Source organism: Pseudonocardia broussonetiae (genome assembly GCF_013155125.1).
In the GTDB taxonomy this organism is placed as follows: domain Bacteria; phylum Actinomycetota; class Actinomycetes; order Mycobacteriales; family Pseudonocardiaceae; genus Pseudonocardia; species Pseudonocardia broussonetiae.
Map to the genome: position 1 here is coordinate 5656880 of NZ_CP053564.1, position 22247 is coordinate 5679126.

A 22247-nucleotide genomic window follows, 5' to 3' on the forward strand; every position below is an offset into this window, starting at 1 on the left:
GAGCAACGGAAAGGCGGCACAGGGCGGTCGCTCTGCTCTGCATCGGTTGTCAGCCCTGCAGGATGGGTAGTTCACAACTCAGACTGCGACGCGGAAGGGACCGCATGGACGAAGATCCTTCCTGCCGCAGCTGGATGCATCCGGAACTCGTCACCGAGACGGTCGCGGCACGCGCGCTCGGAATAGCCCCCTCGACACTGCGACGCCGGATCGCACTCCTCGGCCTCGTACCGCACGGCCGTGGTCCTACGACAAGGCGCTACTGGGACGTGGACGCCCTTGCCCAGGCGCTGAGCGCGGCCACGCGGTCCGACGAGGTGCGGGCGGGCCAGACATCGGCTCTCGGCTGCATCGACCGACACGTCAACCGGCACCTGGCTCGGCAGATCGCCAATGATCTGCGCATCGCACTCGAACGCGGTGTGTTCGAGAGCGGGGAGCTGCCCACCACCGCAGCCCTCGCCCAGCACTACCGCGTCTCCGGCAACACGGTTCGCCGAGCGCTACGAGCGCTGCGGGCGGACGGAGTCCACTTCAGCCGGGCCGGGAACCCGTTCGGCGAACGTCTCGGGACGCGGAGCACGATCCGGGCCAACCGCTTCTCGGACGCGAGCCGCCACGCGCCCTTCGACGTGTCAGCTGATACGCAGAACGCGTGAACCAGCTTTCATTCATGCGTCGTGGCCAGCTAACCCGTCACCGGAACGGGTGCCGCAGATCATCATCGATGGCAATTGTGCCGCGTTCCGCATGCGGATCACACGAGTACGACAGGCACCTCGGCCCACACGGTCTTGCCCCGCGTCGTCGTCCGATGACCCCAGCGGGCACTCACCGCCTCGACCATCTGCATTCCCCTGCCCCGTGCGGCTCGTGGGTCGAAGGGACGGACCACCGGTAGCGCCGTTGAGGCGTCCGACACCGCGACGTGCACCACGGACCCGTGCAGGTGCAGCGCCAGGGTCGACGGCGTGCGAGCGTGCTCCACAGCGTTGGACACCAGTTCGGTGACCACGATCAGCAGATCCCGCACGCTGTCGCCGTCCACACCCCACGCGCTCGCCGCGCGGGCAGCGGTGATCCGCGCCTGCTGAGCGACCCCGGGCGACGTGTCGAACGAGGCGGTCACGGCCGGGTGAGCACGATCGACGCCCATACGCGACTCACCCTCTCGTCGCCACGACGAGGGAGCAGCTCCGCCCCGCCCACACAGAGAACTCCTGCGCATTTCGGGTGCATGCCCGCCGACAGCCGGTTCGAAACCGCCCGCTGCCCCGCACGCTTCGCTCAGAGCGTCGGATCCGGCGACTCGATCTCGACGAGCGCATGAGCGACGGACTCGTAGAGCGGCCACCGGGCGTCGCAGGTGGACGACTCCCAGCACGCGGAGCACGAACGAGCTGCCACCCGCGAGCCTGAAACCGATCGACCGTCTGTAGGCGGTCGTCCGGGCGTCGACCAGTGCCCGAACGCCGGCCGCGGCCAGGAACGCCACGGCGTCGCGATCCAGGATGACACCGTGCGCGGTCGAGGCGAGTGCCGCGTCCAGGGCGTCGTCGAGGACCCAGGCGGTCGAGAGGTCGATGTCCCCGCGTGGTTGGAGCACGAGGACACCGGGCACGGCTTCGACGACCTCGACCGACAGCACCGACCGCGCTGTGGGTTGCGGATCGTCAGCCGCCGCTCGCGGTTTGCCTGGCCCATCGGACACGAGGGGCCGTCCTCCCGTGATAGGGGGCAGCTCGTTGTCCCTCTGCCGCCGTCCCCGCAGTTCACACCCAGATGCGCCGACTGTCCGGGCGCGGCCGGCACTGTGGGACGCGAGCGCTCGCCCGTCCGCAGTGACAGCGACTTCGCGTTCTACCGGCGCCGCCGGACGTGAAGGAGGTTGTGCGCCAACGGCCTCGCCGGGCTCGCCCGCGCCTTGACTTCACCTGGACACCGGGCCACCGAGCACGCGTGACAACACAACGACCACGGCCCGACCCCAGCAGGACACGGTCCAGTTGTCCACAGCTCTCGATCCGTGGTGGACGCCCCTCGTCAGCTGTCCCATGCTCGACCACGCGACAGACACGGTCCGACCGCGTACGACCACGGGCAGGCCGCTCCGGATCCGGACCATCGGGCTCGAACGCCGCGCAGGGCGCGATCACGTCCACCCGCTGGAGTCGATCATGAAGATTCACGACACGTGGTTCACGACCGAGGAGCTCGCCGATCTCCTCGGAGTCGATCCCTCGTCGGTGCGCCGCTGGCGCACTGCCACCCCACCGGAGGGGCCCCCGTTCGTCCGGGTCTCGACGCGGCACACCATTTACGCGAGGACCGATATCGAGGCCTGGCTGGAGCAGCACCGCACCGATCCGGGCAACGCCGCGTGACCACCCCCGGCATACCGCTCGGCGTCATGCTGCACGGCGCGATCGAGGAGCGACCCGATCGGCCGCTCCGGTACCGCGCCCGTGTCCGGTGGACCGACCCTGCGTCGGGCAGGCGACGTTCGAAGTCCGAGGCCTTCGCTGCCGAGGAGCCGGCAACCGCGTGGATCGGCCAGATGCAGCGGCTCGCGCTGGGCGGCGTCCACCCGGAAACAGCCACCATGACACTCGCGGAGTACGGCGAGGCTGTCATGCCGCTGGCGCTGCGCGGTCTGGAGGCCAAGACGCTCGACCCGTACCTGTCGGGTTGGCGGCGACGCGTCGTTCCGTCGCTCGGGCACCTCACGCCCAGGATGATCACCAACGGAGCCGTCGACCGCGCCGCGGGTAGCTGGATCGCCGATGAGTGCAGCCGCTCCACCATCAAGAACAGCCTCGCCGTCCTCGTCCGCGTGATGGAGCAGGCGGTGCGGGACGGCATCCTCGACCGGAACCCGGCCCGCATCACCGGTTGGCAGCACCAGTTCCGCGCGGCCGAGGACGAGCTCGACGACCCCCGCTCGCTGGCGCTCCCCGACTGGACCACGCTGGTCAGGCTCGCGGACGCGCTCGTGGCGCGTTCGGCCGACCGGCACCGCGGTTGGGGCGACGTGACGGTCTTTGCCGCCTGTACGGCGGCGCGTATCGGCGAGGTGTCCGGATGCCGCGTCGGAGACATCGACACCCGGACCTGGATGTGGACCGTCCGTCGCCAGACGACACCCTCACCCGGCGGCCTCGTCGACAAGGGCACCAAGGGCAAGCGGGCACGGGTCGTGCCGCTGATCGCCGACGTCCGCGAGCTCGTTCAGCACCGCATCGCCGCCGCCGGCGGAAGGCCCAACGCCCGACTGTTCACCGGCCCCCGTGGCGGGCGCATCACCACCGCCGTCCTTCGTGACGCTACCCACTGGGACGAGGTCGTGAGCTCGCTCGGCCTGGAGCACCTCCGGCGCCACGCCTTGCGCCACACCGGGCTCACATGGATGGCGGACGCCGGAGTGCCCGTGCACGTATTGCGCGTCATCGCCGGCCACGGATCGCTGACGACGACGCAGCGCTACCTGCACCCCGACCGCCGCAGCATCACCGACGCCGGAGAGGCACTCACTGCCTACCTCCGCACTCCGCGGTCCCCGAGGGGTCCCCAGCCTGAGGCGAGGCAGATCGTCAGAGTGGAGACTGCCACCGGACGTGCTCCGGCTCCATCGCACGAATCAGCAGGTAGAACAACGAAACGGGCGGCTCCTCCGTGAAGAGGAACCGCCCGTGTCGACCGTCGGGACGACAGGATTTGAACCTGCGACCCCTTGACCCCCAGGCACACCAGATGACTTCCTGACGTCGGCCCGAAACGACTGTTTCCGCAGCTCACAGTGCGTGTGCGTCCGGCTGCGTCCGCCCGCTGCCGTGGCCGTAATCACTCAGTTAGTCACTCAGTTAGTCACTCAGTCGACACCCCTCGACGCGTAACTCCCGCCCCTTCCCCGCACTCCTCCTCGTGAGGACGCAAAGCGCGAGAGGAGCCACGGCCATGGTGACACCGAGCACGCTGAACCACCGGGACCGCGCCGCCCTGCGGGCCGTCGCCGCGGGCCGGTGCGCACTCGCCGGACCCACCCTGCTCGTCGACGGCCTCTGCTGCGCCGACCAGTTCCTCGGCGCCCGCCTGACCGAGGCCGGCCTCATCGACGCGACGGCGATCGGGCCGGCCTGTCTGACGGCGTCCGGTCGAGCCGTCCTCGAGGCCGCCTGACACGACGACATCCTTCCGGTCCGGCGGCGGGCGGGTGAGGCGACCGCCCAGGCGGCGTGGGAGTTGCGCAGCCGACGATGCGCGGTGTCGGCATTCCGTCCCGTCGGTCTGGTGACCACGGAACAACCACACTCCGACCACGCGGACCGTCCTGTGGTGCAAGGCCTACGACGACCCCACCGTTGCCCCGATCGTCCCCGCACAGGTCCGCGATGTGCTGCATCTCTGTGGTCTTGTCAGGCGAATGCAGGCAGCGGTCGACAGCGCGGCCCTGCAGTTCGACGTACCGCCAGTTGGCCTTCGTGCGTCCATGGCCGTCCATCCGTCGAGGCTGAGGACGGACGCCATTGTCGACGTGGTGCGCTACGCCACCTCGGTCGCGAGCTCGGCGAGCACGAAGCGGCTGTCCTGCAACGACCCGATCGGTGCCGAACGCGGTGGCGCTCCTTCACGACCTGCAGCGTCCGCCTGGTAGCCCCGGTCATCGAGGGTCATTCGACCGGCTGCCACTGCTGATCCCCTGCAGGCGCCCAGGCTCGCAACGCATCCAGGAGCTCCGCGGGATCCTGTCCGGCGAGCACAAGATCCCGGTCGCCTTGTCGGAGGAACCCTTCGATCACAGCGTGGTCGAGGAAGGCGAGGAAGTGCCCGTAGTACCCGTCGGTGTCGAGCAGGCCGGTGGGTAGGGAGTGGATGCCGAGCTGGGACCACGTGAGGACCTCGGCGAACTCCTCCAGTGTTCCGAGGCCGCCGGGGAGCGCGATGAAACCCCCTGCGAGTTCGACCATCTTCGCCTTGCGCTCGTGCATCGACTCCACGACGTGCAGCTCCGTCAGGCCCTGGTGAGCGATCTCCTGGCCGGCCTGTTCGCGGGGGATCACACCGATCACCGTCCCGCGGGCTTCGAGGGCGGCGTCCGCGAGTGTTCCCATCGTGCCGACGCTCGCACCGCCGTACACGACGGCGATGCCCTCCTCTGCGAGGTGCCGTCCGAGCCGTCGGGCGCCGTCGACGTACCGCGGTCCCCGGCCGGTGTTCGAGCCGCAGAACACGCACAGGCTCGTGATCATCGTCATCAGCTCCTCTGTCCCGCTCCATGCGGCGCTCGATAGTGTCGAGCTCCGGGTCCTGCCACCCACGTCCGTGACGAGTGCTGGACGGCCCATGCGACCTGGCCCCATGACGGTCGTAGGCATCGCGCCGCATCCACGAGCCGGATGACGCACTCGCGGGCTGTCGTCACCGGTATGCCGCCTGGCCTGTGAGCGCTTCGCCGATGACCAGTGTGTGCACTTCATCGGTGCCCTCGTAGGTGCGGACCGACTCGAGGTTGTTGGCGTGGCGCAGCGGCGAGTACTCCCCGGAGATGCCGCTGCCGCCGAGGACGGTGCGGCACTCCCGTGCGATGGCGATCGCTTCGCGCACGTTGTTCAGCTTGCCCACGCTGACCTGCTCGGCGCGGAGCTCGTGCCGGTCCTTCAGACGACCGAGGTGCAGGGCCAGCAGCATGGCGGAGTTGAGCGCGACCGCCATGTCGGCCAGCTTCTTCTGCGTCAGCTGGAAGGCACTGATCGGCCGGTCGAACTGGATGCGCGAGTCCGCGTACCGCAGCGCTGTGCGGAGACTGTCTCGAGCAGCCCCGACCGCTCCGAAGAGGATCCCGAACCGTGCTTCGTTCAAGCACGCCAGTGGCCCACGCAGCCCACGGGCCTCGGACAGTTGTGCGGACGCCGGGAGGCGGACGTCCTCCAGGTGCAGCGACGAGGTCACCGACGCGCGCAGGGACAGCTTCTGCTTGATGTCGGTCGTCGTGAACCCGCGGGTACCGCGGGGGACGAGGAAGCCGCGGATGCCGTCGTCGGTCTGCGCCCAGACCGTCGCGATGTCGGCCAGGCCACCGTTCGTGATCCACGTCTTGGAGCCGTTGATCACCCAGTCGTCGCCGTCGCGGACCGCCCGGGTGCGCATGCCTGCGGGGTTGGAACCGAAGTCGGGCTCGGTCAGCCCGAAACAGCCGATGGCCTCGCCTGCGGCGAGTCGCGGAAGCCACTCGGACTTCTGCTCCTCCGAGCCCCACCGCCAGATCGAGAACATCGACAGCGAGCCCTGCACGGAGACGAAGCTGCGCAGGCCGGAGTCGACCCCCTCGAGTTCCAGACAGGCCAGGCCGTAGCTCACCGCGTTCGTGCCCGCGCAGCCGTAGCCGTCGAGGTGCATGCCGAGCAGTCCGAGTTTGCCGAGTTCGGGCACCAGATCGCGGGGAAAGGTCGCTGAGTCGTACCACTCCGCGATGTGCGGCCGGGCCCGGTCGTCGAGGAAGGCGCGCACGGTCTGCTGGATGTCCCGCTCCTCCTCGGTGAGCAGGCAAGCGGTGTCCAGCAGGTCCAGCGGGTCCGTCATCACGGGCATGGGTTCTCCGGTGTGGTGTCAGAGGGTCTGTACGAGTGGCCGGCCAGAGGTGGACGGTCGTCGTCGCTGAGCCGGCAGCACCGAGCCGTGCGAGCGCGCTGCAAGCGTGTCCCCCGTGGCAGCGTCCCCGTAGCCGATGCGGACCTCCCCCGGCCCGGTCCGATCATCGAGGGAGCTGGATACACGGACGTTCCCTTCGTCGGAACAGCTCGGGTGGTCAGAACAAGTGGTTGTTGCCGCCGAAGACCTCGCTGACGGAGTCGTCGGTGAAGATGCGACGGATGGAATCAGCCAGTAGCGGCGCGCAGGAGACGACGTCGACGTTGTCGGGGACACCGGGGCGCAATGGGATCGTGTCGGTGACGACGATGCGCTCGAACGGTGCGACCGCAAGGTTCTCGTGCGCGCGGCCGCTGAGCACCGGGTGCGTCGCGGCGGCGAACACGCGTCGGGCACCGGCCTTGACGACGGCTTCGCCTGCTGCCCTCAGAGTTCCCGCGGTGTCGATGATGTCGTCGACGATGATCGCGGTGCGATCACGCACGTCGCCGATCACGTGCCCGATCTCGGCGACCTGCTGGCGGGGGCGTTCCTTGTCCAGGATCGCGAGCCCCGCGCCCATGCGGGTGGCGAACTGCTTGTTGAGCTTGACCCGGCCCGCATCCGGTGCGACGACGACGAGCTCCCCGGGATCCGCCTCGATCCCGCGGAAGTGGTCGGCGAGCATCATCAGCGCGGTCATGTGGTCCACCGGGCGGGAGAAGAAGCCCTGCAGCTGACCGGCGTGCAGATCCATGGTCAGGACTCGGTCCACGCCTGCGGACTCGAGCATGCGGGCCACGAGCCTGGCTGAGATGGGTTCGCGCGGTGCGGACTTCTTGTCCTGGCGGGAGTAGCCGTACCACGGTGTCACCGCGATCACGCGGTGCGCGCTGGCTCCGACCGCGGCGTCGATCATGACGAGCAGTTCGAGCAGGGCGTCGTTGGCGTTGAGGCCGGTGGCGGGGTTGCCGCACATCGGTTGGACGATGAACACGTCCGCGCCTCGGATGGAGTCGGTGTAGCGGCAGTACATCTCGTCGTTGGAGAAGGTCTTCAGGATCACCGGGCCGAGCTCGACGCCGAGCTGTCCGGCGATCGCCGAGGCCAGAGCGGGGTTGGCGCGGCCTGCGAACAGCATGAGGCGCTTGTCGTAGCTGAACCGCATGCTCGTCGGCCCCGGCCGCACGGACGCGATGTCGGTCGTCATGCCGGGCACCCGCGGCCGGTCCGTGCGCCGTCGAGCAGTTCCCTGCCCAGCGCGTAGGCGCCACGGATGTCGTCGCCCTCGAAGCACACCGTCGCACTCTCCCGCAGCCGGGCGGTGCAGTTGACCCCCACGGTGTAGGGCAGACGTGCGAAGAGCAGGGTGTCCGAGGTCGAGTCGCCGTATGCCACGCACTCCTGATCGGTGATCTCGAGCTCGTCGAGCAGCGCCAGGGTGATGTCGACCTTGTGCTGCAGCGTGAGGAGCCGCTCCTTGCGGGTCGGGACGTTCGGCACCACGTCGGATCCGAACGTGCGATGGGCACCCCAGGCCTCCAACCTCCTGACGAAGAAGTGCGGCGACTGCGAGATGACGGCGATGTGCTCGCCGCGCGACCGGATGTCGGCGAAGACCTCGCGGACGCCGTCCATCCAGGCCGACGCGGCGAACGCCGCATCGATCTCGGCTTCGCTGACGTCGGCCCAGAGCGGCAGCATCTGCTCCCAGAACTGCACGTCGGTGATCTCGCCGCGGAGCCATGCCTGCTCGATCCGGTCGGCCGGCTCATGGGTCCCCAGGTGCCGGGCGAGCTCGACCGAGCCGGCTCCGCGCAGGAGGGTGCCGTCCATGTCGAAGACGTGCAGGTGCGTCCGGGTCATCGAGCGGGCTCCAGGGGGGTTGGAGTGCGGTGCCGTCGCGGCCGGGGAAGGGGCCGGCCGCGACGGCACGACAGGTGTGCGTCAGGCCGAAGCGATCACGGCGGCCTCGTTGACCACGGTGCGCATCTGTCCGACGTGGTTGATGTAGTAGGACTCCGGAACCTCGCGCTCGCCGTTGGCGATGAGCTCGGTGAAGTCCCATTTCTTGAGCAGCTTGCCGTTGCGGAACACCGGCTTGAGCACGTTCTCCGACTCCGGGATCGACCCCTTCGGCACGGTGACGTACGTGCCGTTCTCGTACTTGAGCGCGAGTCGGCCCGCCTTCGAGGTCTTGAACGAGGCGCCGGTCGGCTGCTTGGAGATGTCGCGCCATTCGCCGTTGACGCACACCGCCGACGCCTTCTGCCCGAAGTTCATCGTGTCGCGGTTCCAGTGCTGCAGCAGGCCACCGCCCATGCCGAAGACCGCGTTGTCGGCGGCGAGACCACGGCGCTCGAGCTCCATGTAGACCTGCGGGAGACTGTAGAAGTTCACGCCGTCGCCCTGCACGACCCGGATGTAGGGCGGAAGGATCTTGAAGCCCTTCGAGTTGACCTCGTAGCCGAAGGCCTCCATGAGCCACTCGGTGGTGTCCGCGGTGACCTCGACGATGTCGCCGGAGTCCGGCCGGATCCCGACCAGACCCGGGAAGTTCCGGATCTGCTCCTTGAGCTCGACGCCGATGATCTTCTTGACGCAGTTCTCGTGGTCGTAGGTGTCGCTGAGGAGGAGTGCGACACCATCCTTGGCGTAGATGTCGAGCATGTTCCGGAGCGCGTCGGCCTCGTTCTCGCGTCCCCAGGCGCAGAAGCCGGCGTGCTCGGAGTTCGGGCCCGAGTTGGAGACCTTGCCCGCGTTGTAGAAGTGCTTGGCGGCCAGGATGCCGGGCACCGTGTCGGACTGGTCGAAGTTGACCAGGTGCGCAAGGCCGCCGAGCGCGGCGGACTGCTGGGAGCTCACTCCGCGCGCCCCGTAGTCGTGCAGGATGTTGCGGATCAGGTGGGGGTTGTCAGAGGTGCGGGCCAGCGCCTCCTTGATCACCATCTTCGACAGCCAGCTCACCGTGCCGATCGTCGTCGGGTACCAGACAGCACGCAGCAGGGCGGTCTCGAAGAAGCTGGTCGCCCAGAAGTACTTCGGGTCGGTATTGATCAGCTGGACGAGGACGTTGCGCGCCGGTAGGACGATGCCCTCCGGCACGGCCTCGATCTCGACGGGCAGGTAGCCGCCGTGATCGTTGAGGATGCCGAGCCAGTTCTCGCGGTTGAAGTGCATGCCTTGCTCGCGCGTGACGAACTCGGCCTCGTCGATGTCCTCGAGCGTGATCGGGCGCATCAGGTACTCGCGCAGGTACGCCTGCAACCCGACGAACTGAGTCACCGGCCAGTCGCCGCCTCGGGACTCGATGTAGCTCGAGACGTACTCGGTGCCCGGGGGGTACAGCGGGTAGTGGCAGTGCTTGTAGTTGTCGGTGTTGATGATCAGGTTGTCGAGGTAGCCCATCGGCCCGTCCACCTTCCGCGAGAGTCGTTTCTACCTGCCCTGCGTGCCGACGTCGGACGGCACGACAGACTTGGGATGCGCGGAACCGCGGTTCTGCGCCTTCGTGCAGCCTTGCGTATGCACTGACCCACCACCAGGGGTTGGCCTCATCGGCAACACCATATTAACGTTTCTAGTGTGACCGTCAACTCATCTGGAGACCGAATTCGGTTCGTGCGGCAGGACGACGCGCGCCGCGGGATGCACCTTGATGCCAGGTGGCCTACAACACCACCTTCAGCGCTGTTCAGCGCCCCAGGCGCGGAACTGGAGCGGTGCCGCGTCGGGAGCGCCGACCCACGAGCGGTCGGTCCTGTCCAACGGAGCGCCGGAAACGATTCTAGTTTGGACATCAGGAAGTTCACCGGGCATGAACGGCGGCCTCCGTCGTCAACTCGTCGGCGGTGGGCATGCCGCCCCGGGCGCCGTCTCCACCCACCGAGAGGGACGCCGCGACGTTGGCCAGGCGGACCGCGGCGTCGAGGGGTTCACCCCGGGCCAGCGCGAGGGCGAGCACACCGTTGAAGGTGTCCCCCGCTCCCGTCGTGTCTCGAACGGTGGCCGGTCGGGGCTGCACGTGGGTGACCGTTCCTGCGGGGTCGACGACGAGGACCCCATCGGCCCCGAGAGTGACCACCAGTTCCGAGCCGGTCAGCTCCGCCAGGGCCCGGGCGGCCTCGCCGACCGATGACAGCGATGGCACCTCGTCGGGCGGCGCATCTCCCGGTGCGACCTCCTGCGAGGTGACACCGGCCTGCTCGGCGAGTGCGAGGCACTCGCCGGCGTTGGGCGTCAGGAGGGGGCCGAGCCCGAGCAGGTCGACGACGACGGGAAGGACCGGCGCAGGGTTGAGGATGCATGGCACGCCGGCGGCCCGAGCAGCGTGCACGGCTGCTGCGACCGCGGCGGCCGGGATCTCCGTGCTGACGAGGAGGCAGCCCGCACGGGGAAGCAGGCGGCCGAGCTGGGCCAGGACCGCCTCCGCGGTCACATCGTCGTTCGCACCGGCGCCAACGGCGATCTGGTTCTCTCCGCCGGGACCGACCACGATCAACGCCACCCCTGTCGGCGCTGACGCGCTGACTTCGACGCCGCTGGTGTCGACACCGTCGTCCTGCAGGTCCCGAAGAGCTTGCCGTCCGGTGTCATCGTCACCGACAGCACCGACGTAGCAGACAGCACCACCCGCGCGGGCTGCTGCGACCGCGGCGTTCGCACCCTTTCCTCCGCCGTGCCTTTCGACGCCCCGGCCGACGACGGTCTCGCCCGGCGCGGGCAGGCGCGGGGCGTTCACCACCATGTCCACGTTGACGGCACCGACGACCACGACATCGATGTCCTTCATCGGCGCGTCCTCAGCGACACGGCGGACCCACGCTTTCACGGATCTTGACGATGGCGGGAAGCGTGCCACTGGTGTCGACATCGTTGCCCTCCAGCAGGTTGAACAGCACGTTCGCGGCGCGGAAGCCCATGTCGTGGGCCGGCTGACGCACACTGGTGAGCCGTGGGGTCAGCAGTGCCGAGATGGGCAGGTCGTCGAAGCCCACCACACTCATGTCCTCAGGCACCCTCAACCCGTTGTTCCTGAGGCAGTCGATGGCGCCGATGGCCATGAGGTCGTTGGCGCACAGCAGTGCGGTGGGACGCTCACCCGCCGGACCCGACAGGATCTGCGTGGCCGCAGCCCTGCCCGACTCCTGTCGGTAGTCCCCCGCGTGGACCGGAACGGAATCGGGGTCGATCCCGGCACCGGCGATCGCCTCCCGGTACCCGGCGAGCCGCTGCTGCGCGGTCCACAGCGCCGGGGGCCCGCCGATCACCGCGATGCGGCGGTGCCCCTGGTCCAGCACGTGCGTCGCCACCTCGCGCGCACCGCGCCGGGAGTCGCACACGATCGCGGGCAGGTCCCGGCCCGGGATCTGCTCGTCGACGAGGACCACCGGTCCGGACTTCGCGAGGTCGTAGATGGACTCGGGCATGGAACCCGTCCCCGACAGGTAGATCACCCCGTCGACCCGCTGACTGCGCAGCAGCTTCGCGTAGTTCTCCTCCGGCAGCTCGATCGCGTCGGGCACCACGAGCACGACCAGCACGTTGACCGCCGACGCCGCCCGCTGCACCCCCTCGGTGACCATCGCGAAGAACTGGTTGGTCAGGTCGGGGACGACCATGGCGATCGTCGAGGCCGAGCGCCGCTTCAGGCTCCGCGCCGACTCGTTAGGGGAGTAGTCCAGGAGTCGGATCGCGTCGAGAACGCGGTTCCTCCTGTCCTGCGCCACGGGCCCGCTGTCGTTCAACACGTAGCTGACCGTGCTGACCGAGACGTTCGCGCGCTCTGCGACGTCCTTCATGGTGGGACGACGACGTGCAACCACGGTCGGACCTCTCTAGGAGCTGGCGCGAGCCGCCCATCGCAGGACGGACGCCCAGAACTGCTGGTAGTGCGGCCACCCCACGAACTCAGGTGGCGCCCAGTGCGGCGCCAGGTCGGAGGTGAAGGCCACGGACCGGCCCTCACCCGCCTGTCCGACGACCAGCAGCGGGTCGTCGCCGGCCCGCGCGACGGTCGTCGCCTCCGGCTTGGCGATGACCCGGTTGTACCCCAGCAGCAACGGCCACTCCGCAGGGGTACCACCCAGCACCTCGTGCGCCGGCTGGTCGAAGTCTGCCTTGACGCCCTCGGACTCCTCGATCCGGTCGTCGTGGTCCAGCATCACGACCGGGAGCACGTCGGCCAGCGGCGTCATGCCGAACCGCGCCTTCCCGTCGATGCCGGTGAAGGACATGTAGCCACCGATCATGACCAGCCCCCCGCCCGCCCGCGTCCAGTCGCGCAGCAGGGCGAGCCGGTTGGTGCTGCGCTCCGACCGCAGGAACGTCTCGTCCGGCAGCAGGAACGAGTTGGACCCGATGTCGGAGAGCACCACGACGTCGAACTCGTCGAGTTCGGTCATGGTCCTGGGGAACCTCGACGAGATCTCGTGCCCGCGGATGTAGGTGACCGGGAACCCCTCCCGGTCGAGGGCGGCCAGGAACTCCCCCGCGCCCTCCTCGTACTCCGTGGTGTGGAACTGGTCGAACCCCTTCATGTGGATGGTGTGCTTCATCCACGACTCACCGGCGAACAGCACCCGCGGGGGGCGACCCGCCCCGACTCCGGCGCTCACAGGATGCGGTCCTCGACGTGGGCCGGGAGCACGCGCGACTCCGGCATGGGAAGCACGCTGAGCTCGCGCATGTCCCACCCGATCATCTTGTCGGGCACCAGCTCGTAGTAGGTGCGGCCGGCCACGTCGCCGAACTCGAGGTACTGCTCGGCGAACGGGTGCCCGACGTGGAAGTACTTGTCGAGCACGAGCTGCGCCAGATCGGCGGCCAGCGCCGCGTCCTCGACCTCGCGCATGCTGCCGATGATCCGGACCCCGGACACGGTCGCGTACTCGTCGCCCTGGTCGACCAGAGCGGAGAGCGCGCGTCCCGCACGGAAGTTGTCGCCGTGCCGGGACGCGGCGTCGATGGGGATGTAGATCTTCTTGTCGTGCACGACCAGCCAGAGCGGCGAGAGGTAGATCGATCCGTCCTCGTTGGCCGTCGCCACGCGGATCGTCTTCGCCCGGGACAGGTACGCCCAGCGCTTGTCGCCCCGCAGGGGCTGCCAGGTGCTCGCGGTAACAGCCATGATCAGTTCCCCTCCGCGGCGCGCAGCGCCTTCAGCTCACGGCTGTAGTCGGCAGCATCGGCAACGCCGACCTTCGGGGACGGGCCGGAGGTCCAGAAGAACTTCCACGTGACCCCGGTGTTCTCGAGCGTGTACTTGTAACCGGCAGGCAGGTAGATGTGCTCACCCTCCCCGGCCTCGAGCACGATCGTGCGACCGGCCGCGTCCTCGACGACCAGATGGATCTTGCCCTCGAGGACGTAGTGCGTCTCGTCGAAGTCCTTCTGGTCCCAGTGGTAGGGCAGGTGGTCGGGCTCGCCGTAGCAGTAGCCGTGCCGGAAGTAGCGGGCGTCGTCGCGTTCCCGCGACAGGAAGATGTTGGTCACGATGCCGGTGTTGAACGTCAGCACCGGCATCTTGTCGATCTCCTCAGGCACGATGACCCGCGGGTAACGACGCGCGTTGCGAGCGTCGGGGTCGTACTCCGTCACGGCAACGGCCTCCTCTCAGATTGTCCGACTCGGGTACGCTTCGAGAAAGCTTTCGCACGGGCCTGACCGCGCCGCTTGTGCTCGAACGGACCGCAGGGTTGATTCGTTTCTAGCGTAGCGGTACACACTGCCCCGAGGTCAAGACCCGCACGCAGCCGATTTACCGGAACCCGTCCTCCCGGTTCCACGTGGCCCGTGGCCGGACTCCTGCTGTCCAGCGGTCATCACCAGGTGAGCCCGGCTGTGCGTGCTGTGCGAGCACCTCGACATTCCAGAGCGCACGCCTGGTCTTCGTGGATTTGACGAGCTCTAACAGCGCGGCCTAGGGTGGTAGAAAGCTTTCTATTCAGGAGGTCTGGTGGCGTCATCCGAGCCGACGGCACTCGAAGGCCTGAAGGTGCTCGACTTCTCCCGGGTCCTGGCGGGACCTTTCGCGACCATGCTGCTCGCCGACCTCGGCGCCACCGTCGCGAAGGTCGAGCGACCCGCCGGCGGGGACGACACGAGGGCATGGGGGCCTCCCTATGACGACGCAGGGCAGGCCACCTACTTCCAGGCGGTCAACCGCAACAAGACGACCAGCGCGCTCGACCTGTCCTCGCCGGCCGGCCTGGCCGCCGCACGCGCCGCCGCGGCGGAGGCGGATGTGCTGGTGGAGAACTTCCGGCCCGGAGTCATGGACAGACTGGGACTCGGTCCGACCGAGCTCTGCGCCGCGAACCCGCGTCTCGTCTACTGCTCCATCACCGGCTTCGGTGCGGGCGCTGGCGCCGAGATGCCGGGGTACGACCTCCTGGTCCAGGCCCTCGGTGGTCTGATGAGCATCACCGGCGAGCCGGACGGCGAGCCCCAGAAGGTCGGGGTGGCGCTGGTCGACGTCCTCGCCGGCCTGTTCGCCTCGGTCGGCATCCTCGCCGCCCTGCGTCACCGCGAGACCACCGGGCACGGCCAGCGGATCGAGGTCGACCTGCTCTCCAGCCTCCTCGCGGCGCTGGTGAACCAGGGCTCCGCCTACACCGCGGGCGGTGTGGTTCCCCGTCGGCTCGGCAACCGGCATCCGAGCATCGCCCCGTACGAGCTGTTCCCCTGCTCGGATCGTGACCTCGTACTGGCCGTCGGCAACGACCGCCAGTTCCGCGCCCTCTGCACCGTGCTCGACCTCCCCGATGTCCCGGGCGACGCCCGCTTCGCCACCAACTCCGATCGCGTCGGCAACCGCGAACTCCTCCAGCCCGTACTGGGGTCGCGACTGCGCCGGCAGACCGCTGCGGAGTGGGTGGAGCGACTGACCCGCGTCGGGGTCCCCGCCGGCGTAGTGAACGACGTCGCCGGCGCCTTCGCGCTGGCCGAATCCCTCGGGCTCGACCCCGTGGTGCGGCTACCGCGCGCCGACGGGAGCTCGATCGACCTGACCCGCAATCCGATCACGCTCTCGAGGACCCCGGTGCGCTACCGGACGGCCCCGCCTCCGCTGCCTGAGCACTAGCCCGAGCCGAACCCGGAAGCCGGCGGTGGGCGCCGTCGCGTCCACCGCCGGTCATGCCACTCAGCTCCCCGCGTAGCCGAAGACGGACTTCGTCTCCAGGAACTCGCGCAGGCCGAAGTCGGAGTACTCCCGGCCGTTGCCGGACTGCTTGTAGCCGCCGAACGCACCGGCGAAGTCGAGCCCGGCCCCGTTGACGTGGACCATGCCCGTCCGCAGGCGGCGCGCCACGGCGCGGGCCCGTTCGAGGTCCGCGGACGAGACGAATCCCGCCAGACCGTAGACGGTGTCGTTGGCGAGACGGATCGCGTCGTCCACGTCGGAGTAGGTGGTCACCGTGATGACCGGTCCGAAGATCTCCTCCTGCGCGATCTCCATGTCGTTGGTGACGTTCGCGAGGATGGTCGGACGCACGAAATAGCCGACATCCAATCCGGCGGGACGGCCTGGTCCCCCGGCCACGACCGTGGCGCCGGCATCCACGGCAGCTCGGATCAGACGCTGCACCTTGTCGTACGCGGCCTGGGACACGAGCGGCCCTATCTGCACGCCCTCCTGCTCGGGATGTCCCACGACGATCGCTTCGGCCGCAGACCGGGCGTGGGCGAGCACCTCCTCCAACTTCGACTCGGGGACCAGCCACCGGGCACCCGCGTTGCACGACTGTCCGGAGTTCGCGCACACGTCGCCCATGTCGCGCGGGATGACGGAGGCGAAGTCAGCGTCGTCGAGCATGATGTTCGCCGACTTGCCGCCCAGTTCCTGGGCCACCCGCTTGACCGTCGGGGCCGCGCTCCTGGCCACCTCGACACCGGCGCGCGTCGATCCGGTGAACGAGACCATGTCGACGTCCGGGTGGGAGGTGAGAGCACTCCCGACCGTGGGACCATCGCCGTGGACGAGGTTGAACACACCGGCCGGGACGCCCGCCTCGTGCAGGATCTCCGCGATGATCACCGCGTTGAGCGGAGCGAGCTCTGAGGGCTTCAGCACCATCGTGCACCCCGCAGCCAGCGCAGGCGCCACCTTCGCCGCGATCAGCAGGGGCGGCCAGTTCCAGGGCGTGATCAGGCCGCAGACGCCGATCGATTCGTAGCGGACCTGGGTGCTGCCCCGCTGCTCCTCGAACTGGAAGTTCTTCAGGGCGTCGATCGCGAAGGTGAACTGACCGAGCCCGGCGCCCACCTGAGCCGTGCTCGCGAGCCCAGCGGGCGCTCCCATCTCGGCCATCAGCGTGGTCGCGATGTCCTGCGACCGTGATTGGTACACCTCGACGATCCGCTCCAGCAACTGCACGCGCTCGGAGACAGAGGTCTGCGAGTAGGACTCGAAGGCTGCTCGCGCTGCCCGTACCGCACGGTCGACGTCTTCAGCAGTACCCAGAGCCACTGTGGCGACCGGCTCCTCTGTCGAGGGGTTGAGCACCTCTATCGTCGAAGCACCCGTCGGGGCAACCCACTCGCCCCCGATGTAGAAAGCGTTCGCATCTTTCACTGTCATCCCCTTGTTCGTACGAGCTGCGGGTCGATCTTGTCGGTGCGGTCTCGGCACTCAGCTGGAGAGCGCGCTGGCGTTCAGACGACCGTTCGGCACGTCTGGGCCAGTCGACGGGAATAGAAACGATTCTGGACCACGGTAGTGACCGCCCCGGGGAAGGGTCAAGAGGGGTGTGCGCCACTGCCGGCAAAGGGCCTTGATCCACAAGCTCGCGCACCTCGCCCAGGAAGTCTCTTCGACGAAGCGCCGTCAGGTCGTCATCGCGGTGGTCATGCCGCTTGATCCCTGTCGCCCGCCGCTGCCCACACCCACTCCGGGGTCAGTGGCAGGTCGTTGAGCTCGGTACCGAGCGCATGCGACCAGGCGTTCGCGATCGCCGCGGGTGCTCGAGCACACTCGAGCAGATCGCTCTCGCGTCGCTGCTCGCCCAGCGACCGTGGATCGTCCCGATCCCCGCGACCCGCCGCCTCGAACGGCTGGAGGAGAACCTTGCCGCCGCCGAGATCGCGCTGACCCCGGACGTCCTCACCGAGATCGACGACGCGGCCGCCCGCACCACCGTCGAGGGCCACCGCCACCCGGAGGCGATGCAGCGCTACATCGACCGCTGACCCGCGCCGACGCGGACCCGGCCCACGACGGCGACAGCGTGAGGAGGTGCGGTCGGGGCCTGCTGCGGAACCGTGGTCACCGCTGCGGCAAGAACTCAGTTGCCGCGATCCGCTGCCTCGAACGACGCGGCGCGTTCGCGCTTCCCGTGCGCACAACTTGGCTCTGGCTGTCGCTCGGCACGACGAGGAACGCCCCCGTTCCGTCCCTGACCACGTTCGGCCCTCGTCAGAAGGATCCCTTCTGACATATCTCGCTCTGCCCTTGCTCTGCCTGGTCCTCGCTCTGCCGAGTCGTACACCGCAGGTGCGCAGCAGGGTCAGCACCACCACTTGCGACTGCAGAAGCCCCCGGTCAACGCACCATCGGGCATGTTCACGTCGGGGGTGTCGACGTAGACCTGCTCGTCCCAGTCCGCCACCCCGTTGCCGTCGTCGTCGCCGTAGACCTTCGGGCTCCCGCACGGCGGGGCGTAGATGCCCTCGGCCCGGTACTCCGCGATGCCGGAAGCCCGCGCGATGCTCTCGTCGTAGGTGGCGTTGGCCTGGTCGTCGACGGGCTTGCCCCAGCCGTTGAGCACGATCTCGTTGCCGAGGTCCTGGGCGTGCATCGGCAGGCCGTCGCTGTCGGTCGACTCGGCGTACTGGACGTAGCGCAGGAACTGACCGTCCTCGTCCGTCTCCACTCCGGGCTCCACGTGCAGCTTCACCTGCTCGCCCTCGACGAGGGCCCGGGTGAACTCCGTCGCGCCCGGGCCGGCGCAGGCGTCGCCGTCGGGGACCTGCACCCCGAGCAGACGGACGACCCGCCCGTCGCCGAGCTCGAGGGTGTTGCCGTCCACGACTCTCGCCACCGGCACGAGCTCGCCGCCGGGATGGCACGTGTCTTCGCCGTAGTAGACGACGTCCCTCGAAACGCACTCCGCCTCCACTGCGCGCTCGACGGCCGGAGCGACCGCGGGTGCAGCGGCGACCTGCGCTGCGGCGCTGCTCGACGATGCGGCCCGCGTACCGGCGTCTCCGTCGTCGCGCATCGCGTTGTTGCACGACCCGACCACGACGACGAACGCCACCGCCCCGAACAGAAGCTTGGCCTTGGCCACCTCGCGCACACTCCCGCAGTCGAACCTCGCAGCACCCGGATCGGGAGTCTCGATCACCGTTTCGGCAGCAACCCGCCGCTCGTTACCGCCCGTTGGAGCGGACGGAGGAGCGCGACCACGGAACGACCACGGCCCAGCCACTCCACGACCGCCACCGGCGTCCGGAGTTGTCCACAGTTCTGGATCCGTCCTTGGTAGCTGGTCTGTCCGGCAACAGGCTGTGCTGATGCGGGCCGTTCGATCGACCTCACCTCCCCGACCACGCACCCGCCGACGGCGCGACCACGGACCCGTCCACGAGGACGACGACGCTCTGCTCGCCGGCGCGGCCAGTAGGAGGCCGCGTCACGATCAGGGAGGCCACCGTGGATCGACGACACCAGCACCCGTGCACTTGGCGAGTCCGGTCGACGTGACCGGGAAGGAGCTGTACCGCGTCCCGGAGGCGATGGAGATCCTCTCGCTCAGGCGGAGCGTGATGTACGAGCAGCTGCGCTCCGGACGGCTGCGCTCGGTGCGGGTCGGACGCACCCGCCTCGTGCCCGCGTCGGCGATCACCGCTTACGTCGCGCTGCTCGAGCAGGAGGCGACCGGCGCTCCGCGCGCCCTCGGCACCGCCTCGTGACCACGCGCCGCAGCCGCGGCGACGGCGGCCTGCACTGGGACGAGCGCCGCCAGCGGTGGATCGCCACCGCGACGGTCGGCTTCGACGGGCGCGGCAAGCGGATCACGCGTAGGGCCAGCGGACGGACCAAGACCGAGGCGAAGACGCGGCTGCGAACCATCCTGCGCGACCACGAGGACGGCCTGACGATCGCGGCGAACCACTACACCGTCGGCGACGCCGTCCGCGACTGGCTCGAGTTCGGCCTCTCCGGACGGGCGGCCAGCACCGCCGCGAACTACCGCACCATCGCCCACGGCCACGTCATCGCCCCGCTCGGCGCCCACCGCCTGCGCGACCTCACCGCCGAGGACGTCGAGCGCTGGCTCCGCGCCGAGGCCCGCACCGTCAGCACGCGCACGCTGCGCCTGATGCACTCGCTGCTCAGCCGCAGCGTCCGCCACGCCATGGCCCGGGACAAGGTCAAGCGCAACGTCGTCCTGCTCTGCGACGTCCCCACCGGGCAGGCCGGACGGCGCTCGAAGTCGCTGTCGTTCGACCAGGCCGAGGCCGTGCTCGACGCCGCCCGCGGCCACGCCCTGCACGCCTACGTCGTCCTGTCCCTGCTCCTCGGCGCCCGCACCGAGGAACTGCGCGCCATGCACTGGCACGAGGTCGACCTCCTCGGACAGCCGGACGCGAAGCCACCCGTCCCGCCGTCCATCGCGGTGTACCGCTCCGTCCGCGCCGGCGGCGACACCAAGACCACCACCTCCCGCCGCCGCCTGGCGCTGCCGCAGCGCTGCGTCGACGCACTGCACCACCACCTCGAGCTGCTCGGCCGCTTCCCCGCGCCGCACGAGCTCGTCTTCGCCACCTCGAACGGCACCGAGCTCGACGCCCACAACGTGCGCCGGTCGTTCCGCCGCATCGTCGCCGACGCCGGACTCGAACCGCGCGAGTGGACGCCGCGGGAGCTGCGCCACAGCTTCGTCTCGCTGCTGTCGGCCTCGGGCGTGCGCATCGAGGACATCTCCCGCCTGGTCGGGCACAGCGGCACGGCCGTCACCGAGAAGGTCTACCGGCACCAACTGCACGCCGTGCTCGACGAGGGCGCGCGGGCCATGGACGGGATCTTCCCGGAGCGCGCGAGGGGCTCCGCCGGAGATAGTCACTCAGTTAGTCACTCACCCCGGGGATCGGGCCTCACCCGATGATCAAGGGGGCGGAGACTGGTCCCAACCCATTGCCGACCTCGACGTACGTTTCCGCAGGTCAGCGCAGAACGGGCGGCTCCTCCGTGAGGAGGAACCGCCCGTTCAGACCGTCGGGACGACAGGATTTGAACCTGCGACCCCTTGACCCCCAGTCAAGTGCGCTACCAAGCTGCGCCACGTCCCGGCCGCCCCCGAAGAGGCTCGATCAGCCTACCCCACGACCGATCGCCCGCCTCGCCCGGCCGGTCGTGGCTCCCCCCACCACCTGGTCGCCGCACCTGCCGGCCGCCGGCCGCCGGCCCCGGTCTCCCGGAGCCTGCGGCCCGTCCATCCTGCGCGGCCGGGCGGGCGAGCACCACCGCCCTCGGTCGCCCCGCGGGGGCGACTTCGGTGGGTACCGACGGGTAGCCGGGTCTAGCCGGGCGTCGGGCAGACCGGCGCCGCCACCCCGAGCGGGAACGCGGCCGCGACCCGGAAGCCGCCGTCCGGGCGGGGGCCCGCGGTGAGCCGCCCGCCGGCCCGGCCCACGCGCTCGGCGAGCCCGACCAGACCGGCCCCGCCGCGTCCGACGACGTCGCGCGGCCCCACCGTGGCGGTGTTCTCGACGCGCACGGTCAGCTCCCCGTCGGCCCGCGCCACCCGCACGCGCACCGTCGCACCGGGGGCGTGGCGCGCCGCGTTCGTCAGCGACTCCTGCACCACCCGGTACGCCGCCCGCCCGACGGCGGCGTCGACGCCCGCCGCGCCGCCGTCGTCGTCCAGGTCGACGGCCATCCCGGCGGCCCGCCACTGCGCCACCAGCGCGGCGACCCCGTCGTGCCCGCGGGGCCGGGGCACGGCCCCGCCGGCGAGGCCCAGGGCGCTGCGCACCTCACCCAGTGACCGCTTCGCGAGCACCCGCAGGTCCTCGGCGGCGGCGCGGGTGCGCTCGTCCTCCGTCGAGGCGGCCAGCGCGGCGGCGCCGACGGCGATCAGGGTGATGTGGTGGCCGACGGCGTCGTGGATCTCGCGGCCGATGCGGGCGCGCTCCTCGGCGCGGGCGGCGTCGGCGCGGGCGGCCAGCGCCGCCTCCCGGACGTGGTCGAGCTCGGCCATGCTCTCGACCAGCCGGGCGCGCGTCCCCACCAGCATCCCGACGACGGTCGCCGCCGCCGCGTTGACGACGACGTACCCGGCGGCGAGCAGTCCCTGGTTCCAGCGCAGGTCCTGCGCGGCGAGCACCGGCGCCACCGCGGCGACGACGGGCAGCGCCAGCCACGCCAGCAGGCGCGGCACCGAGCGGCTGTGGCGCCCCAACCGGTACAGCGCGACGGTCGCGGCGGGCCACCCGAGCCCGCCCGCGAGCCCCGGCAGCACGCCGAGCACGGCCAGCGGCGGCCACACCCGCCGCAGCGGCAGCAGCAGGCAGCCGAGCAGCGCCGCCGGGAGCGACCACGCGAACGCGGGCTCCCCCAGCACCGTCGCCAGCGCCGTGACCAGCACGACGCACGCCTCGACCGCCGCCCGCCGCAC

General features: G+C 69.7%; 22 protein-coding genes and 1 tRNA gene. 8 read left to right on the forward strand and 15 right to left on the reverse strand.

The genetic code is table 11. The features are described 5' to 3' along the window. Nucleotides 1-104: 104 nt before the first annotated feature. Entirely contained in the window at nt 105-659 is a 555-nt protein-coding gene (locus HOP40_RS27420; RefSeq protein ID WP_172163965.1) for a GntR family transcriptional regulator, read from the forward strand. Between the two features lie 98 nt (nt 660-757). Here the strand turns inward: HOP40_RS27420 and HOP40_RS27425 are convergent, their stop codons facing one another. Continuing rightward, nucleotides 758-1648, reverse strand: a complete 891-nt coding sequence (locus HOP40_RS27425) for an STAS domain-containing protein (protein WP_172163968.1) — start codon at nt 1646-1648, stop codon at nt 758-760. A gap of 529 nt (nt 1649-2177) precedes the next feature. Between HOP40_RS27425 and HOP40_RS27430 the strand changes: the two genes are divergently transcribed. From HOP40_RS27430 to HOP40_RS27440, 3 genes are all read left to right on the forward strand, one after another. Beyond that, nucleotides 2178-2384, forward strand: a complete 207-nt coding sequence (locus HOP40_RS27430) for a helix-turn-helix transcriptional regulator (protein ID WP_172163971.1) — start codon at nt 2178-2180, stop codon at nt 2382-2384. Further along, entirely contained in the window at nt 2381-3676 is a 1296-nt protein-coding gene (locus HOP40_RS27435) for a tyrosine-type recombinase/integrase (protein WP_240157304.1), read from the forward strand. The genes HOP40_RS27430 and HOP40_RS27435 overlap by 4 nt, the downstream gene beginning before the upstream one ends. Nucleotides 3677-3954: 278 nt before the next feature. Further along, nucleotides 3955-4176: a hypothetical protein gene (locus tag HOP40_RS27440; RefSeq protein WP_172163974.1), complete on the forward strand. Its 222-nt coding sequence runs from the start codon at nt 3955-3957 to the stop codon at nt 4174-4176. 491 nt (nt 4177-4667) lie between these two features. On the opposite strand, the gene HOP40_RS27445 is transcribed toward HOP40_RS27440, so the two are convergent. The 10 genes from HOP40_RS27445 to HOP40_RS27490 form a co-directional block, all read right to left on the reverse strand. Next, the gene (locus HOP40_RS27445) at nt 4668-5252 is read right to left on the reverse strand and encodes an LOG family protein (protein WP_420821769.1); all 585 of its coding nucleotides are present in this window, start codon (nt 5250-5252) and stop codon (nt 4668-4670) included. Between the two features lie 163 nt (nt 5253-5415). Then, nucleotides 5416-6585, reverse strand: a complete 1170-nt coding sequence (locus HOP40_RS27450; protein ID WP_420821770.1) for an acyl-CoA dehydrogenase family protein — start codon at nt 6583-6585, stop codon at nt 5416-5418. Between the two features lie 217 nt (nt 6586-6802). Further along, complete coding sequence (locus HOP40_RS27455) at nt 6803-7834, reverse strand: ribose-phosphate diphosphokinase (RefSeq protein ID WP_240157305.1); 1032 nt, start codon at nt 7832-7834, stop codon at nt 6803-6805. Then, nucleotides 7831-8490, reverse strand: a complete 660-nt coding sequence (locus HOP40_RS27460; protein WP_205346943.1) for an HAD family hydrolase — start codon at nt 8488-8490, stop codon at nt 7831-7833. Before HOP40_RS27460 ends, HOP40_RS27455 begins: the two co-directional genes overlap by 4 nt. An 81-nt stretch (nt 8491-8571) precedes the next feature. Next, a complete protein-coding gene (locus HOP40_RS27465; protein WP_240157306.1) occupies nt 8572-10044 on the reverse strand; it encodes a nicotinate phosphoribosyltransferase in 1473 nt (490 codons plus the stop codon). A gap of 388 nt (nt 10045-10432) precedes the next feature. Further along, nucleotides 10433-11416, reverse strand: a complete 984-nt coding sequence (locus tag HOP40_RS27470; protein ID WP_172163977.1) for a PfkB family carbohydrate kinase — start codon at nt 11414-11416, stop codon at nt 10433-10435. A 10-nt stretch (nt 11417-11426) separates the two neighbouring features. Further along, nucleotides 11427-12425 (reverse strand): LacI family DNA-binding transcriptional regulator, encoded by a 999-nt coding sequence (locus HOP40_RS27475; RefSeq protein WP_172163980.1) that lies wholly within the window; start codon nt 12423-12425, stop codon nt 11427-11429. A gap of 36 nt (nt 12426-12461) precedes the next feature. After that, nucleotides 12462-13241, reverse strand: a complete 780-nt coding sequence (locus HOP40_RS27480; protein WP_275691315.1) for a glutamine amidotransferase — start codon at nt 13239-13241, stop codon at nt 12462-12464. After that, a complete protein-coding gene (locus tag HOP40_RS27485) occupies nt 13238-13753 on the reverse strand; it encodes a pyridoxamine 5'-phosphate oxidase family protein (protein WP_172163983.1) in 516 nt (171 codons plus the stop codon). Before HOP40_RS27485 ends, HOP40_RS27480 begins: the two co-directional genes overlap by 4 nt. Nucleotides 13754-13755: 2 nt before the next feature. Beyond that, complete coding sequence (locus HOP40_RS27490) at nt 13756-14223, reverse strand: cupin domain-containing protein (RefSeq protein ID WP_172163986.1); 468 nt, start codon at nt 14221-14223, stop codon at nt 13756-13758. Between the two features lie 358 nt (nt 14224-14581). Between HOP40_RS27490 and HOP40_RS27495 the strand changes: the two genes are divergently transcribed. Further along, the gene (locus tag HOP40_RS27495) at nt 14582-15709 is read left to right on the forward strand and encodes a CaiB/BaiF CoA transferase family protein (protein ID WP_172163989.1); all 1128 of its coding nucleotides are present in this window, start codon (nt 14582-14584) and stop codon (nt 15707-15709) included. A 60-nt stretch (nt 15710-15769) separates the two neighbouring features. Here the strand turns inward: HOP40_RS27495 and HOP40_RS27500 are convergent, their stop codons facing one another. Then, a complete protein-coding gene (locus HOP40_RS27500; protein WP_172163991.1) occupies nt 15770-17206 on the reverse strand; it encodes an aldehyde dehydrogenase family protein in 1437 nt (478 codons plus the stop codon). 350 nt (nt 17207-17556) lie between these two features. Here HOP40_RS27500 and HOP40_RS27505 point away from each other — a divergent pair, with 350 nt between their 5' ends. Next, nucleotides 17557-17814, forward strand: coding sequence for an aldo/keto reductase (locus tag HOP40_RS27505; protein WP_172163993.1), 258 nt, complete (start codon nt 17557-17559; stop codon nt 17812-17814). A gap of 317 nt (nt 17815-18131) precedes the next feature. Here the strand turns inward: HOP40_RS27505 and HOP40_RS27510 are convergent, their stop codons facing one another. Next, entirely contained in the window at nt 18132-18914 is a 783-nt protein-coding gene (locus HOP40_RS27510) for a thermonuclease family protein (protein WP_172163995.1), read from the reverse strand. Nucleotides 18915-19302: 388 nt separating this feature from the next. Between HOP40_RS27510 and HOP40_RS36135 the strand changes: the two genes are divergently transcribed. Then, entirely contained in the window at nt 19303-19539 is a 237-nt protein-coding gene (locus HOP40_RS36135; RefSeq protein ID WP_240157307.1) for a helix-turn-helix domain-containing protein, read from the forward strand. Further along, nucleotides 19536-20735 (forward strand): site-specific integrase, encoded by a 1200-nt coding sequence (locus tag HOP40_RS27520; protein WP_172164000.1) that lies wholly within the window; start codon nt 19536-19538, stop codon nt 20733-20735. Before HOP40_RS36135 ends, HOP40_RS27520 begins: the two co-directional genes overlap by 4 nt. 110 nt (nt 20736-20845) lie before the next feature. On the opposite strand, the gene HOP40_RS27525 is transcribed toward HOP40_RS27520, so the two are convergent. Together HOP40_RS27525 and HOP40_RS27530 are read right to left on the reverse strand one after the other, a co-directional pair. Beyond that, nucleotides 20846-20919 (reverse strand) — tRNA-Pro (locus HOP40_RS27525). A 230-nt stretch (nt 20920-21149) separates the two neighbouring features. After that, a complete protein-coding gene (locus tag HOP40_RS27530) occupies nt 21150-22247 on the reverse strand; it encodes a sensor histidine kinase (RefSeq protein WP_172164002.1) in 1098 nt (365 codons plus the stop codon).

Bases quoted from the DNA above. Each gene is read 5' to 3' on its own strand.
- HOP40_RS27460 (WP_205346943.1), bottom strand. From the start codon at position 8,490: ATGACCCGGACGCACCTGCACGTCTTCGACATGGACGGCACCCTCCTG.
- HOP40_RS27500 (WP_172163991.1), bottom strand. From the start codon at position 17,206: ATGACAGTGAAAGATGCGAACGCTTTCTACATCGGGGGCGAGTGGGTT.
- HOP40_RS27420 (WP_172163965.1), top strand. From the start codon at position 105: ATGGACGAAGATCCTTCCTGCCGCAGCTGGATGCATCCGGAACTCGTC.
- HOP40_RS27475 (WP_172163980.1), bottom strand. From the start codon at position 12,425: ATGAAGGACGTCGCAGAGCGCGCGAACGTCTCGGTCAGCACGGTCAGC.
- HOP40_RS27450 (WP_420821770.1), bottom strand. From the start codon at position 6,585: ATGCCCGTGATGACGGACCCGCTGGACCTGCTGGACACCGCTTGCCTG.
- HOP40_RS27445 (WP_420821769.1), bottom strand. From the start codon at position 5,252: ATGACGATGATCACGAGCCTGTGCGTGTTCTGCGGCTCGAACACCGGC.
- HOP40_RS27470 (WP_172163977.1), bottom strand. From the start codon at position 11,416: ATGAAGGACATCGATGTCGTGGTCGTCGGTGCCGTCAACGTGGACATG.
- HOP40_RS27455 (WP_240157305.1), bottom strand. From the start codon at position 7,834: ATGACGACCGACATCGCGTCCGTGCGGCCGGGGCCGACGAGCATGCGG.
- HOP40_RS27505 (WP_172163993.1), top strand. From the start codon at position 17,557: ATGCGACCAGGCGTTCGCGATCGCCGCGGGTGCTCGAGCACACTCGAG.
- HOP40_RS27485 (WP_172163983.1), bottom strand. From the start codon at position 13,753: ATGGCTGTTACCGCGAGCACCTGGCAGCCCCTGCGGGGCGACAAGCGC.
- HOP40_RS27440 (WP_172163974.1), top strand. From the start codon at position 3,955: ATGGTGACACCGAGCACGCTGAACCACCGGGACCGCGCCGCCCTGCGG.
- HOP40_RS27430 (WP_172163971.1), top strand. From the start codon at position 2,178: ATGAAGATTCACGACACGTGGTTCACGACCGAGGAGCTCGCCGATCTC.